General features: G+C 33.2%; 10 protein-coding genes. 7 read left to right on the top strand and 3 right to left on the bottom strand.

Annotated elements, in window-relative coordinates; all coding sequences use genetic code 11:
- Positions 1 to 35 precede the first annotated feature (35 nt).
- The gene (locus tag BZARG_RS01975; protein WP_008634998.1) at positions 36 to 1,235 is read right to left on the bottom strand and encodes a dicarboxylate/amino acid:cation symporter; all 1,200 of its coding nucleotides are present in this window, start codon (positions 1,233 to 1,235) and stop codon (positions 36 to 38) included.
- A gap of 285 nt (positions 1,236 to 1,520) precedes the next feature.
- Between BZARG_RS01975 and BZARG_RS01970 the strand changes: the two genes are divergently transcribed.
- The 7 genes from BZARG_RS01970 (at position 1,521) to BZARG_RS01940 (ending at position 11,915) form a co-directional block, all read left to right on the top strand.
- On the top strand, positions 1,521 to 2,408 hold the full coding sequence (locus tag BZARG_RS01970) for an arsenite methyltransferase (protein ID WP_008634925.1): 888 nt from the start codon (positions 1,521 to 1,523) through the stop codon (positions 2,406 to 2,408).
- A gap of 214 nt (positions 2,409 to 2,622) precedes the next feature.
- Positions 2,623 to 3,462 (top strand): helix-turn-helix domain-containing protein, encoded by an 840-nt coding sequence (locus BZARG_RS01965; protein ID WP_008635008.1) that lies wholly within the window; start codon positions 2,623 to 2,625, stop codon positions 3,460 to 3,462.
- Between the two features lie 210 nt (positions 3,463 to 3,672).
- Positions 3,673 to 5,175 carry an aldehyde dehydrogenase family protein gene (locus BZARG_RS01960; RefSeq protein WP_008635013.1) on the top strand — a complete coding sequence of 501 codons (1,503 nt, stop codon included), beginning with the start codon at positions 3,673 to 3,675 and terminating at the stop codon, positions 5,173 to 5,175.
- 419 nt (positions 5,176 to 5,594) lie between these two features.
- Positions 5,595 to 5,792, top strand: a complete 198-nt coding sequence (locus BZARG_RS15910) for a YqhA family protein (RefSeq protein WP_008634840.1) — start codon at positions 5,595 to 5,597, stop codon at positions 5,790 to 5,792.
- 665 nt (positions 5,793 to 6,457) lie between these two features.
- Positions 6,458 to 10,606, top strand: coding sequence for a PAS domain-containing sensor histidine kinase (locus BZARG_RS01950; protein ID WP_008635010.1), 4,149 nt, complete (start codon positions 6,458 to 6,460; stop codon positions 10,604 to 10,606).
- Positions 10,607 to 10,609: 3 nt separating this feature from the next.
- On the top strand, positions 10,610 to 11,020 hold the full coding sequence (locus tag BZARG_RS01945; RefSeq protein WP_008634827.1) for a response regulator: 411 nt from the start codon (positions 10,610 to 10,612) through the stop codon (positions 11,018 to 11,020).
- A 388-nt stretch (positions 11,021 to 11,408) separates the two neighbouring features.
- The gene (locus BZARG_RS01940) at positions 11,409 to 11,915 is read left to right on the top strand and encodes a GreA/GreB family elongation factor (RefSeq protein WP_008634973.1); all 507 of its coding nucleotides are present in this window, start codon (positions 11,409 to 11,411) and stop codon (positions 11,913 to 11,915) included.
- A 102-nt stretch (positions 11,916 to 12,017) separates the two neighbouring features.
- On the opposite strand, the gene BZARG_RS01935 is transcribed toward BZARG_RS01940, so the two are convergent.
- On the bottom strand, positions 12,018 to 14,975 hold the full coding sequence (locus BZARG_RS01935; RefSeq protein WP_008634969.1) for a DNA polymerase III subunit alpha: 2,958 nt from the start codon (positions 14,973 to 14,975) through the stop codon (positions 12,018 to 12,020).
- Positions 14,975 to 16,189 (bottom strand): DNA polymerase Y family protein, encoded by a 1,215-nt coding sequence (locus tag BZARG_RS01930; protein ID WP_008634966.1) that lies wholly within the window; start codon positions 16,187 to 16,189, stop codon positions 14,975 to 14,977. The genes BZARG_RS01935 and BZARG_RS01930 overlap by 1 nt, the downstream gene beginning before the upstream one ends.
- Positions 16,190 to 16,378: the final 189 nt, after the last annotated feature.

Raw genomic sequence — 16,378 nt, 5'->3', positions numbered from 1 at the left:
TTAAATTTCTAACTGATTTTTTGTTTTATAAAACATTAAAATGATGTTTTATAGGAACTAGTAGTGATCAATTCCTCCTTCGTTATTTTGTCTACCACTAAAGAAATAGCGCCATCTCCAGTAACATTACACGCCGTTCCAAAACTATCCATGGCAATATATAGCGCAATCATTAACCCTAGCATTTCTTCACTAAAACCTAACATAGACTGTAAGATTCCTACCGCAGCCATAATGGCGCCTCCTGGTACTCCTGGAGCTGCAATCATAGCAATTCCCAACGTAAATATAAAGCCAGCAAAGAGTGTAAAACTAAACGGCATACCTTCTAAAATCATTAATGCCATAGCGCAAGCGGTAATTTTCATGATACTTCCAGAAAGATGAATGGTAGCACATAACGGAATAACAAAACCTGCAATTTTTTCTGAAACGCCATTTTTTAAAGTCTGTTCCAATGTTACTGGAATAGTTGCTGCTGAAGACTGCGTTCCTAATGCCGTAAAATACGCTGGCATCATGGTTGCTAATAATTTTATAGGATTCTTTTTTGTAAGCACACCCGCAATGGTATATTGAAGCAATAGCAACAAAATATGCAAGGCAAAAATAACGCCAATAATACTTATAAATACTGAAAGAATTGAGAACACTTTCCCGCTGAAAGCCATGCTGGCAAATATGCCTAAAATAAACAATGGTAATAATGGTACAATTACGTTTTCTATCAGTTGCATGATAATCTTTTGAAAGTCTCTAACAACAAATTTTAAAGTTGATTTTTCTTGAAATGATAATCCTAAACCTATAACAAAAGCTAAAACTAAAGCCGACATAACATCCAATACTGGCGGAATTACAATACTAAAATACGGTAGTAATTCAGGTCCCGAATCGGCAATTTGAGCGGCATCGTTAACGTGCGATTCTAAAAGAAACGGAAAAATGTTTGATGCCGTGAAATACGTCATAAAGCCAGAAAACAAAGTCGAACCATAAGCAATAGCTGCCGTGAGTAATAATAATTTACCAGCACCTTTACCCAAATCAGAAATGGCTGGCATGATTAACCCCATAATAATTAACGGAATGGAAAAGTTTAAAAACTGTCCAAAAAATGCATTAAAGGTCGTAAACACTCTGTTTACCGATTCCGGCATATAAAGCCCGAAAACAATTCCTAAAACGATGGCTATAAAAACCTTAAATAGTAAGTTTGAAAATAAACGCTTCATTATATATGCTATTTAGTAAAAGACTTTAAATGTCTTTTTATATGTTATTTTTAAGAGCGCTAATATACACCCATTGTTACGAAGGAGTACGTTAAGATTCTTGTTTTTCCCTTATTAATAACGTTTTTTTTAAGGGTGACTTTAATATTAACTTAAATTTTAAGTCATAAAATTTTTCAGTTTTAATGATTAATCGTAATATTACAATCAATAAGATAATGAAGAGATTGTATCATCTAATCATTGAAATAAAAACAAATAGATCATCACAATAATATAATAATTATGAAAAAAGAACAGGAATTAAAAGACATTGTGAAAGAACGTTATGCTAAAATAGCAGAACAAGGAAAAGCTGATAACGCGGCTTCTTGTTGTGGCGCAACCACGCCTTCCAATAAAGTGTATAATATTATGATGGATGACTATTCTGAAACAACAGGCTATGTTGCCGATGCCGATTTAGGTTTAGGCTGCGGACTTCCTACCCAATTTGCACAAATTAAAAAAGGCGATACGGTTATCGATTTAGGTTCTGGCGCTGGTAATGATTGTTTCGTTGCCAGACATGAAACCGGAAGCGAAGGAAAAGTTATTGGTATTGACTTTACACCAATTATGATTAAGAAATCACGAATTAACGCTGAAAAGCTAGGTTATAATAATGTTGAATTTAGAGAAGGCGATATTGATGCTATGCCTGTAACCGATGATACAGCAGACGTAATTGTGAGTAATTGCGTACTGAATTTAGTTCCAAATAAGGAAAAAGTAATTTCAGAAATCCATAGAGTTTTAAAACCAGGTGGCCACTTTAGTATTTCGGATATTGTGCTAGTTGGCGAATTACCCGAAGCTTTAAAAGAAGATGCGGAGATGTACGCGGGCTGTGTGGCAGGTGCCATTCAAAAAACTGATTATTTAAAACTAATTGAGGATAACGGATTTAAAAATATTAAAGTTCAAAAGGAAAAACCAATTAGTATTCCCGACGATATTCTTATTAAATATCTTTCTCAAGAAGAAATAATCACGTTCAATACAGATGCAACCGGCATTTTTAGTATCACCGTTTATGCTGAAAAAGCAGGCGAAAAACAAGAAAAAACGAAGGTTGAACTTTCTGAAGTACAAGCTTCAGATTGTTGTGAGCCAACAAGTGGCTGCTGTTAATTAGCAAAATTTCAGCTAGAAAACACACCTATAAAAAGCAATGCTCGGTTAGTAATATGCAAATTATTAACCGAGCATTATTATTTAATAAATTTCACGAAACTCACATGGGTTTTACGTTTAGCCTAAAACAATTCCATAAATATTCACTAAATTGAGTCGCTAAACCATGCAAATAATGGCAACTCATTATTTGCCCGTAGAAAAACTCAAAATGCCAATAGAAAACATACCAGAAATCTATATTACGGATAATAACAAGAATCCAGATTTATTCGTATACGATTTTAAAATGCCTCACGACGTTGTAAAAAGCAAGGTTAATTTGGGCATGAATATGTTTAGTTTTTTACAGATTGGAAAAAAGCAAGTACATTTCGCAGGAACATCTGTTGCCGTAAATAAAGATCAATCCTTATTACTTAAAAAAGGCAATTGGCTGTGGACAGAGTTATTGGATACCGAAGCCAACTACTATTGTAAGCTCTTCTTTTTTTCTGAAAACAAACTCACCGATTTTTTAAGTAAGTACACTAATAATGTAAAACCTTATAAAGAAGACGTACCCTATTTCGTGATAGAAAACGATGATTATCTGGCTTCATTTATAAACTCTATATCATCAAATACATTTGAAAATAACAGCTATAGCGACGCTTTATTAGTTTTGAAATTTGAAGAAATCATGCTGTATCTACTTAATAAGTATGGTAATCAATTTGAGTACTATTTACGTTCTTTAATATCTAAAGAGGTTTCACCTTTTAAGATTACAGTAGAAAGCAATATACACTCTAACTTAAAATTAGAGGAAATTGCCTTCCTATGCAATATGAGCTTATCAACCTTTAAGCGTCATTTTACAAATGAATATAAGGAACCACCGGGAAAATGGCTGCAAGACAAACGTCTAAAAAAAGCTAAAGAACTACTACAAGGAGGTGATTTAAAAGCGTCAGATATCTATTTAGATATTGGTTACAACAATCTATCTAACTTTAGCGTAGCTTTCAAAAACAAGTTTGGAATTAGTCCAACAGATATTTCGAAATAAAAATAATATTCTTAAACATCTATTTTTCAGGGCATTATATCAGAATTCCCGTTTCTGTTTTTTTAAAAACTCTACATTGACCTATTTTAATAAGTTATTGAGCCGTATCAATAACTTCACAAGTCAGCTCTCTTCATACATTTGCATTGTAATTAAATCACGCTTGTATAGACAAGCATTATTTAAAAATCAAATTTAAAAATAATAATTATGGCAAATGTAACAAAACCTGTATTCAAAGAAAGATACGGGAACTTTATTGGAGGTAAATTCGTAACACCTGTAAAGGGTCAGTATTTCGATAACGTATCTCCAGTAGATGGTAAAGTATTTACGCAAGCTGCACGTTCAACGCAAGAAGATATTGATCTTGCACTTGACGCAGCTCACGAAGCATTCCCATCTTGGAGTACGTCTTCAGCAACAGAACGTAGTAATGCGTTGTTGAAAATTGCACAAGTAATGGAAGATAACTTAGAATACTTGGCAACTTTAGAGACTATCGATAATGGGAAACCAATTCGTGAATCTCGTGCAGCAGATATTCCTTACTGTATTGATCACTTTCGTTATTTCGCAGGTGTTATTCGTGCAGATGAAGGAAGTATCTCTGAACATGACAAAAACACATTAAGCATTGTTTTAAATGAACCTATTGGTGTTGTTGGAGAAATTATCCCTTGGAATTTCCCAATGTTAATGTTAGCTTGGAAAATTGCACCAGCTTTAGCAGCAGGTTGTACTGCAGTTGTAAAACCAGCAGAACAAACACCTACTAGTGTTATCGCATTAATGGAACTAATTGGCGATATTTTACCAGCAGGTGTATTAAATATTGTAACTGGTTTTGGTGCCGAAGCTGGGCAAGCTTTAGCAACATCTAAACGTATTGCAAAACTTTCATTTACTGGTTCTACGGAAACAGGTCGTAAAGTATTGCATAATGCAGCAGAAAACATTATTCCAGTAACTATGGAATTAGGTGGGAAATCTCCAAACATTTTCTTCCCTTCGGTAGCAGATCATGATGACGAATTCTTTAGCAAAGCTGTTGAAGGCGCGTTAATGTTCGCATTGAATCAAGGGGAAATTTGTACGACTCCATCACGTATTTTAGTTCACGAAGATATTGCGGATCTTTTTATCGAAAGGATGCAAGCACGTTTAGAGTTAGTTAAAAAAGGAAATCCATTAGATCCTGAAACTATGATTGGTTCTCAAGTATCTAAAGCACAATACGACAAGATTTTAGGATATATCAATATAGGGAAAGAAGAAGGAGCTACCGTATTGTCTGGTGGAGACGCTGGAAATTACGAAGGTGAGATTTCTGAAGGATATTATATCCAACCGACAGTATTGAAAGGAAATAACAAGATGCGTGTATTTCAAGAAGAAATTTTTGGTCCAGTTGCAGCTTTAACAACATTCAGTTCTACTGAAGAAGCTATTACTATCGCAAATGACACTCCTTACGGTCTAGGTGCTGGTGTTTGGTCTCGTGATGCTCACGAATTATTCCAAGTGCCTCGTGCTATTAAAGCAGGTAGAGTCTGGGTTAACCAATACAATACTTATCCAGCCCACGCTCCGTTTGGTGGTGTTAAAGAATCAGGATTCGGTCGTGAAAACCATAAAATGGCTTTAGATCATTACCGTGTTGTGAAAAACATGTTAATCTCTTATGACAAGAAACCAGTTGGATTCTTTTAATTGATTAAAAGCAATTAAATTTTAAGTAAAACCCCAGACTATTCTGGGGTTTTATTTTTTATAACCTTATATAATAATAAATAATAATAATAATAATAATAATAATAATAATAATAATAACTTTCAATACTTTAGAATTATGAAGAAAACCTTCTATCTATTCCAATATATAAGCTAGATTGCCATTATTTGTCCACTACTTGGCTCGGCTACTACTTTTTATTGTTGGTGCTTTAAAAACCATTAATACCTTTAGAGCAGTCATCTTTAATTATATTCCAAAAAACAAGCACATTTAAACACAGCAGATATAGGAGCAACATATCTTATTGAATCTTTAGATACATTTTTAATTGCTCTCGTACTTTTCATAGTTGCACATCGTCTTTATACTATCTTTAGTTCTAATAGAAAGTATAATGATAAAAAACGTTTTAAAGTGGATAAGAACACCAAACATTGGTCATTTAAAAAATGAGCTTGCCGAAGTTATTGTTGTTATCCTTTTTGTAAAATTCCTTGGAGTGGTGTTTGTGAATATTGACAATCTTAAATGGGAAATACCACTACCTCCTGTTTCCATTCTTCTATTGGCTTTTATTTTTAAGTTTAAATAAAGAATAATATAACAATAAACAAAAACCTTAAATAGATAATCCGTAACATTTACTAGAGTTTTCTAATCGTAAATCAAAGACTCATTAAAAATCTAACACATTAATAAACCTAACCAAATACAAAAAAAAGTAGAAATTAAATAAACCAAAAATCCAATTCAAATGGAATTTTGGCAGAATAAACCCCCAATCTTTAAGTTATACCGCAAAATAGATTGCTCATGTCTCCTATTTTTAAATACCGTCTACTCGGGTCAATTTAAGCAATTAACAACGCAACAAATTAGAAAGAAACAAGCTGTATAATTATTATTTAAGTCAAAATTGCTTTAGAAAAAAAAAAAACAACATATCATTGATTAACAATATGATAAGAAATAATATGTAAGATTTTTCTTCGAAAAATATCATATGAAAAGAAAAAATATAATTTTCCTTTTCACATATTGCTTTTTTACGCATATTTGTTAAAAACCTATATTTAACTCAAATCATAGTTACCCCCTTCCTTAAAATATTTTACACCTTTTATAAATAAATTAGGTTTGACTCTTTGTAAATTAAGGTGCCTTATATTGTAAAGGTAATACGCAACAGAATAAATAATTTTGTTGAAAATTAACTGGCATGAATTCGCATAACTATTTGATTATAGAAAATCATTTATGAATACACTTAAAAATAAAATTAAGAGAAGATATATATTATTTATATCGACAATTGTAATTATCATCATTGCAGCCATGATGGTTATTCAAAATAATATCAATAATCAAAAGCAGATAGCTGTATTAATTAATAAAACATCAGAGCTATGTTTATTAAACAAGAGAATATCAAACTTGGTTTTCTATTTCAATAATAATTTAAGTTCAGATTCAATAAATTCGTTAAAAACACTTACTGATGATTTTGAAAACGCACAAAATCATCTTTATTCTCTAAATAAACATGAAGAAGATCATAGCACTTTAGACTCCTTACTAAAGGTGAGTGACTCCTATTTAAAAACGATAGTAACCTCAAGTAAAAACATCATAGCTAATCCAGTTATGAAGCTAATTGAAGGCGATATTACAATTATTACAGAAACAGAATCACCTTACTTCTTGACTATGCAAACCGCATTAAGAGAATATCAAAAATCTGCAAAAGAAAGTCTTAATAATTTAAAAACCACTGTTTACCTTCTTGCACTGGCAACTATACTAATGTTGATAGGAATATTCCTATTTATTTTAGTACCTGTCGTAAAGCAATTACTACAGCAAAATAAGAAACTTAAAAACGCTAATAATGAACAGGCTAAATCTGAAAGAAAAATAAAAGAGAATATATCAGAGCTAACAAGGCTCAAAACAGATTTAGAAGCTAAAGAAGCGTATAATAAAATTTTTATTGAGCAAGCGCCAATTGCTATTGCTATGGTTGATAATAATATGTGCTATTTAGCCGTATCTCAGCGCTGGATTACAGATTACAAAATGGAAGGAAAAGAGTTTATTGGTCGTTCTCACTACGATCTCTTTCCTGAAATAGGAGAAAAATGGAAGGAAATGCATCAAAGATGCCTTAAAGGTGCCATTGATGTAAATAAAGAAACATCTTTTATTCGTGCTGATGGATCTCTGCAATGGATTCATTGGGATGTGCGACCTTGGTACGATTCAGCTGGTAATATAGGAGGCATATTAATGCAAACAGAGGATATAACTAGTATAAAAGCAAATGAAGATGATAAAATCCGAATTGAAAAAATATTAGATAAAACGAATGAGGTTGCGCGAATAGGAACTTGGGAGGTTGATTTACTAAAAAATAAAGTTTTCTGGAGTAAAATGGTTTGTGAAATTCATGAAGTACCTGAAGGTTACATACCAGATTTAGAAAAAAGTATTAATTTTTATAAGGAGGGTAAAAGCAGAGATACAATTGCAAGAGTTGTTAAAGAAGCAATAGAGAACGGTATACCTTATGATGTAGAGGTAGAGATTGAAACCGCAAAAGGAACTAATATATGGACGCGTGCTATTGGACAAGTGGAATTTATTGATGGTAAATGCGCCCGATTTTTTGGAGTGTTTCAGGATGTAAATAACATAAAAATCTCCCAAATAGCGCTAAATAAAGCGCACACTGAATTGAAAGCCATATTTAATTCTGGGGCTGTAGGTATTGTAGCTACTGAAATTAATGGTATTATTAGTCAATTTAATCATGGTGCAGAAATTCTAACAGGTTATTCGGCATCTGAAATAATCGGATTGCAAAGACCTAGGTTTTATCACTTACAAGAAGAATTAGATGCATTTAGAATTGATATAGCAAAGCAATATAGTAAAAACCCAATAGGATTTAGTGCCCTGTTAGAACTATCAAAACATAATGCTTATGACACCCGTGAATGGACATACCTCAAAAAAGATGGCTCACTTATTCCTGTTCAACTAACCTTAACCTCAATTAAAGATGATCAGGGTGAACTTATTGGTTATTTAGGCGTCTCAACAGATACGTCTGAAAAAAAAATTGCTCAGAATGAATTATTGCGAAAAAATAAGTTATTGAATTTTGCAGAAGCAATAACTTTGATGGGTAATTGGCAATGGGACACGGTTGAAGATAAAGTTGAATGGTCTGATAACCTCTTTAATATTTTTAAATTAGATAGGGAAATAGAGTGCATAAGTTTTGATACGTATTTCAATTTTGTTCATCCTGATGATAAGGAAATAGTAACGGATTACTTTGATCAAACAAGAAATGAGAAGCGTCTTAAAAAGTTTACCCATCGTATTATAGCTGGTGATGGGAAATTGAAATACATTCAGCTTCTTGGTGAAGTCATTACCAATGATAAAAACGAGGTTGTTGAAATGATTGGAACATGCCAAGATATTACTGCCACGAAGGTTGCTGAAAAAGAGTTATTTGATGCCCTCACCCAATTAAAGGCTATATTTAATTCTGGACCACTCGCAATCGTATCAGTTGATAATGAGGGTGTAATAAATAATTTTAATCGCGGAGCAGAACATTTATTAGGATATTCAGCTTCAGAAATGATTGGATTAAAACAGCCAGAAATTTATCATTTAGAGGAAGAGTTGTCAAATTTCAAAGAGGATATTGCAAAGAAATATGACAAAGATCTTACTGGTTTTAGTCCTTATTTAGAATTAGCTAAAAACGATGCATTCGATACAAGAGAATGGACTTTCCGCAATAAAGATGGTTCTACTTTTCCTGTAGAGCTAACGTTAACAGCAATTAAAAATGAACAAGGTGAAAAACTCGGTTTTTTAGCTGTGGCAAATGATATTTCTGATAGAAAAAGAGTGCAGAATGACTTAATACGTAAAAATCAATTATTAAATTTTGCAGAGAAAATAATAATGATGGGGAATTGGCAATGGGATCTCTTTACCAATAAGGTGAAATGGTCAACTAACCTTTATAATATTTTCGGAGTTAAAGAAAACACAGATATTACCTATGATACTTACTTTAGTTTTGTCCATCCAGAAGATAAAGAAAAAGTAACGGATAAAGTAGAGAAGTCTATACATAATAAAAAAATCATTGATTTAATGCATCGTATCACACTAACAAATGGAACTGTGAAAACGATACAACTTTTGGCTGAAGTTCTTAAAGATAACAAAGGTAATGTTATTGAAATGATTGGTACTTGCCAAGATGTAACAACGCAAAGAATGGCGGAAAATAAATTTAGAGGCTTGTTAGAATCCGCACCTGATGCCATGGTTATTGTGAATGAAGAAGGTAAAATACAACTCATAAACAAACAATCTGAAAAATTATTTGGATATTCCGCTGAAGAATTATTTCGTAAACCCGTTGAAATTCTCATTCCTGGAAGATTTACAGGTAATCACAAGGTACATCAGGGTGGTTTTTTCTCTAATCCTAAAGTTAGAACCATGGGAATAGGAAAAGAATTATTTGGCATAAATAAGGCAGGAATAGAAATCCCTATCCAAATAAGCTTGAGTCCACTTCAAACAGAAGAAGGGTTATTAGTTTCTGCAGCGATTAGAGATATAACAGTTCAAAAAAAGGCAGAAAAGAAAATACTAGAAGCCAAAGCAAGTTTAGAAATATTAGCCAATAAACTGACTGATCAAAACATTCAGTTGGCAGATTTCGCTCACATTACTTCACATAATTTACGTGCTCCAGTAAGTAATTTAAACGCCTTATTGGATTTTTATAAAGCGGCAGAATCAGAAAGTGAAAGAATTGATTTATTCGAAAAATTTGAAACGGTTATAAATCATCTTACTGAAACACTAAACACACTAATTGAAGCCCTAAAAACTAAAAATGAAGACTCAAAAAATATAGAAATGCTTACGTTTAGCGAAATTCTGAACAAAATAAAAGAAATTCTTTCTGGTCAAATTTTAAAAACAGACACAAAAATAATCAGTGATTTTTCAAAAAATCCAAATATTAAATATAATAGAGTTTATTTAGAAAGTATTTTTCTTAATTTAGTAAGCAATGCCATAAAATATAAAGCTAAAAATAGAACACCTGAAATTTTTATTCACTCTATAATAGAAAATGGAGTACCAAAACTCAAATTTAAAGATAATGGTTTAGGTATCAATTTAGAAAGACATGGTCATAAAATATTTGGCTTAAATAAGGTATTCCATAGGCATCCTGATGCTAAAGGAGTCGGTTTATTTATGACAAAAACTCAAGTGGAATCCATGGGAGGAAAAATATCCGTAGAGAGTGAAGTTAATGTAGGCTCCACTTTCAGTATTAATTTTAATGTATAAGATATGACTAAAAGTTTTAATTTTTGTATTGTTGATGATGATGAGATATATCAATATACTATAAAAAAGACCATAAAATCTCTTAATCTAATAAACAGTATAATTGCTTTTTCTGATGGAGAAGAAGCTTTAAACTATATGATTGAGAATCTGAACAAAGATGCAGAACTCCCAGACATTATTTTACTGGATATAAATATGCCTATTATGGATGGGTTTCAGTTTATGGAAGAATACATAAAAATTAAACCAAAATTAGGAAAAAAAATAATTATATATATGGTCTCATCTTCTGTTGATATAGCAGACATTGAAAGAGCAAAAAAAATAAGTGAGATTTCAGATTATATCATTAAACCCATTAAACATGGTAGAATAAAGTCAATTATTGATGAATTAGTCAATGAAGAATAACTGGTTCTGAATAGAGCCAACTTAATTTTACGGTAGAAAATTTTAAATAGTATCGTTACTAAAAGACCATTTAAAACATATACAACCATTGTTTTTCTTCTTTAATTTTAAAATGCTGCATAGAGTCCAATTAATCCACGATGGTTTTAGGCTAATTCATTGCCCTAATATATTTTCTTTGTTCGGTTTAAAAGTACCTTCCTATTATTAATCTAAAACTGAATAAGCTTCTTAAACAATTTCGAGTCATGCTGTTTGCGTATTTAACAACTTACCTTTCAAACTAAAATCAACAAACCCCTGACACGTCTATATTTTGGATATTAATTAATTTTTCTTTAAATTATGTTGGTTGATAGAAATGTATAACATAAATGATATGTAAATCATGAGTAGAGGTTTTGTAAAAGAAGACGACCAAGAAGAAGTTCCTTTCGTACCGCCAAGAGCAGATTTGCCAGAAGGTGTTACAAACTACGTAACGCAAAATGGCATGGACGAACTTTTAGCCGAAAGACAAGACTTTGCTCATGAAAAAGAAAATTTAGATCCCACAAATGAAAAGGAACGGCGAATTGCCGTGAATCATATAAATGCTAAATTACAGTTACTGAACAACCGGATATCTACAGCTAAAATTGTCGATTTAACCAAACAGCCACAAGATGAAGTCCGATTTGGCGCTTTGATTACTCTAAAAATTGAATCTGCTAAAAAATCACAGCAATATCAAATTGTTGGTGTGGATGAAGCCGATATTGCCAAAGGAAAGATTTCTTTTATTTCACCTATCGCACGTTTATTAACGGATAAAAAAGTAGGCGAACAAGCCATTTTAAAACTCGCTAAAGAAGACCGGGTTTTTGAAATCATGGGTATTTCCTATGATAACTAAACATAGTAAACTACCTCGAGGCAAGACCATGAGCCATTCGTAGGAAATGAAATTTTATTTTCGAGGCAAGCCTCGGGGAATTATACCCTTTGGCGGTGCCAATTAATTTAATCGTGGATCCGTTTTTAAAGCCATTTTTTGTGTCCAAATAATAGACAGACTGCAAAAACCATATTCTTCCGTTATTTTACCATAACAAGCATAAATTCCAATCCCGTTAATGGGATGTTTTTCTACCGTATCTTGAAAATGAGCGGTATCAAAATAGCAACCTTCATCATCTACAAACGTGCAAAAGCGCATGAGTTTCCCTGTGGCACCTTTATGAAATCGGGTATTTACCAATTTACCGTATAGCAAAACATTCTCACCACTATGAGTCAACATATTTTTTGCTTTTATATGCGATTTGATAGGCTCATTAATTAAATCAAAATAATCGCACAACGGGAAACCTAATAATTCCATTTCGTCATAGGCATCTTCTAGCCAACTAGAATTGAGTTTTGGTAAATTAAACGCTTTATGATTGGGCTTAAATAATTGTTTTTGCGGTGTTTTAGATTTGTTACTATTCACTTTAAAAATAGCGTTCCAAAGTAATTCTGCCTTTGCAATTCCTGTAAAATCAAAAGACCCAATCCGTATTAAAATGGTTAACTGCTCAATACTAATAACGACACGATCAATAAAATTATCCAAGGATTTAAAGGGTCCATAAAGCTGCCGCTCGGTTAAAAGCCGTTTAACCGTATAGCTTTCTAAATTTTTTAAATATCCAAAACCGAGATAAATGGTACTGCCTTCTATCCTATTGGGGTGATCGCTTCTATTAATGCATGGTGCTTTTACAATTCCGTTGCACATTTTGGTTTCGTGGATATAATGTTCGGTGCTATAAAATCCGCCGCCATTATTTAAAACCGCCACCATAAATTCCAACGGGTAATAACATTTTAAATACAAACTCTGATAACTTTCCACCGCATAAGACGCCGAATGCCCTTTTGCAAACGCATAACCTGCAAAACTTTTTATCTGATTCCAAACTTCAAAAGTTAAGGCGTCACTATAACCTTTAGTTTTACAATTATTTATAAACTTATCTTCCACCGCTTGAAACTCGGCTCTAGAGCGAAATTTACCGCTCATACCACGGCGCAATACATCGGCTTCACCTAATGTTAAGCCGGCGAATTGGTTGGCCACTTTCAACACATCTTCTTGATACACCATAATACCATAGGTTTCAGGCATAATTTTCAGCAACATCGGATTGGCGTCTTTTCGATATTCTGGACGTCGGTGGCGTTTAATAAATTCCTGTTTCATACCAGAACCTGAAACGCCTGGTCTAATAATGGAACTTGCCGCCACCAAACCTAAATAATCCTGTGTTTGAAGTTTGCACATTAGACCACGCATGGCTGGCGATTCTACATAATACGCGCCCGTTGCTTTTCCATTTTTTAATAAGGCATTGACTTTGGGATCGATTTTAAATTTTTCGACATCGGTGATATCAATTTCTGGTTCTTCGGGTCGGTTATATTTAATAATATCCAGCGTGTCTTTTATTTTGGCCAGTCCGCGTTGGCCTAAAATGTCAAATTTAAAAATGCCCGCATCTTCAGCAATAATCATATCAAATTGTACGGTTGGAAAACCTTTTGGCGGCATATCAGTTGCCGAATAATAATGAATGGGTTTATCCAGAATTAAAATCCCACAGGAATGCACACTGACATAATTAGGGAACCCTTGAATTAATTCGCCATATTTAATCACCAATGCGCCTATTTCGTCAATTTCTGGCGTTTGATATCTGCCCGTGCTAATTTTATCTATTTCTTCTTTGGGCATCCCGAAAACTTTACCCAATTCCCGTACCACAGCGCGGTATTTAAAGGTGTTATAAACGGCTAGTAAAGCGACATTTTTAAAGCGTTTAAAAATATATTCGGTAATATCAGTTCGTTCTTTCCAGGAAAAATCGATATCAAAATCCGGAGGCGATTTTCGAAACGGATTAATAAACCGTTCAAAATATAAGTCTAATTCTATTGGATCCACATCCGTAATTCCTATAATATAAGCCACAATACTATTGGCGCCACTTCCTCTTCCTACGTGAATATATCCTTGACTTTTTGAATAGCTTACAATATCGTAATTTATAAGAAAATAGGATACAAAATTCATTTCCTTAATCGTTTTGAGCTCGGTTTCTAGTCGCTCACGCACTTTTCCTGAAGGATTGGCATAACGCCTATGCAATTTAGTTTCACAGAGTTCTCTTAATAAATCGAAATCGGCTGTTTCCGAATCTAAATACACACTTTGATTTTGCGACACTCTATCGGAATCAAAATCAAATGAGACATTACAAGCGTTAAGTAATTTATTGGTGTTTTCTATAATAAACGGAAACAACTGAAAATAGTCTGATAATTTATCTGGCGAATACATTTTATCATTTTCGCTGCATTCTTCCGTTTGCGATAATTTACTCAACAAGGTATTATTATCAATAGCGCGTAATAAGCGATGTGCATTAAAATCTTTTTTGCTGCGAATAGTTACTTGCTGTTGAACGACTAATTTATCTGTATAATCTTTATATAAAGTAAATGGCAGTTTTTTTAGATCGTTAACACTAATGCCAATAAACTCAAAATCTTCAAATGCTGTTTTCTCCAAAAGCATGACTTGTTCTAAAGAATAGACCACAAAAACATTTTTAAAATGTGGCGCTATTTCTGGAAGTGCTTTTTTTTGATGTGCATATTCCGATAAAAAATCGTTCAGTTCCTGAAAGCCTGCATTATTTTTTGCAATACCTACAAATTTTTGTTTGGCACCATGTCTAAAGTCAATTCCAATAACGGGTTTGATGTTATAATCTTTCGCTTTTCTAACAAAATTTAAACAGGCTGATGTATTATTAATATCCGTTAAAGCAATTTGTTGCAACCCATATTCTTGAGCCATTTCCAAAAGATCAACTTCTGAAAATGTACCAAAACGCAAGGAATAATATGAGTGACAATTTAAATACATTAGTGTTTTCGGTGTGCTAAAATTACTGGTGGCTCGCCATTAAATGGATTTTTAAAACGTCCAATGGTTTTGGCACCCATGGACGCAGCGCGCTGAATGCTGGATTCGCCATATTTACCGCGAATGGCATCCATGGCGTTATATAAATTCAACATCTCTTCGGTATCATCAAACAAATTAATTTGATAATTTCCTGTAACAATATGGCTGAATTTTACGCCAACCAAACGAATAAGTAATCGGCGTTGATACAGTTTATCAAACAGTTCTAAAATAGCAGGAACAAGCACATGATCGGCGCTGGTATAGGATATTTTAATTTGTTTGGTATAAGTATTAAAATCTGAATACCGAATTTTAACGGCAATGCAAGCCGTTAATTTATCAGCGCGACGCAATTGAAAAGCCAAGTTTTCGGCCATGGCAAAAATGGTCGTTCGGAGTTTTACAACATCAATGGTATCTTTAGTAAAGGTACGCTCCGTAGAAATAGATTTGCGTTCATGAAAGGGAATTAATGGCGGATTATCAATGCCATTGGCGCGTTTCCAAATAGTTTTACCATTAGCACCCAAAACACTAATCATCATTTCCAATGGCATTTGTTGCACGACACTGACTTTATCAACACCTAGGTTTCTTAAAATCTGATAGGTTTTTTCGCCAACAGATGGAATTTTCCGAATAGATAAAGGCGCTAAAAATGATTTTTCAAATCCACTATCAATCCGCAATTGGTTATTGGGTTTCGCTTCACCTGTAGCAACTTTCGAGACAATTTTGTTGGCAGATAACCCAAATGAAATGGGCAATCCTGTTTCGCTTATAATTTTCTGACGCAATTCTGAAGCATATTTATAACTTCCAAAAAATTTATCCATCCCACTTAAATCGGCATAAAATTCGTCAATACTCGCTTTTTCAAATACTGGCACACGCTCCTTAATAATTTCGGTAACCATATGCGAATATTTGGTGTAAATAGACGAATCGCCACGAATAACCACTGCTTCCGGACATAAACGTTTGGCGACTTTCATAGGCATACCAGAATGCACACCAAAATGCCTGGTTTCATAACTGCAAGCTGCCACCACGCCTCTATCTCCAATGCCGCCAACTAATAGTGGACGCTTTTGTAGGCGACTATCAATTAAGCGTTCGCAAGACACAAAAAAGGTATCTAAATCCAGATGTAACATTTGCTTTTTCATGGGGTTAGTAATTATTTTTTTATTATTATAAACCGTTCACAATAAATATTCTCCTTAATTGAAAAAAATCTTATCCTAAATGGATTTTTAGTCTTTTCTTTTTTGCATCGCCCAAAAAAGAAACAAAAAAGTCTAGGCTTACGAACCTATATCTAAATTTATCATTTGATGGCTAAATTTTAGGAACTC

The organism is Bizionia argentinensis JUB59 (assembly GCF_000224335.1).
Lineage (GTDB): Bacteria > Bacteroidota > Bacteroidia > Flavobacteriales > Flavobacteriaceae > Algorimicrobium > Algorimicrobium argentinense.
Note: the sequence above shows the minus strand (reverse complement) of the source record. Positions and strands in the feature narration are given on the sequence as shown.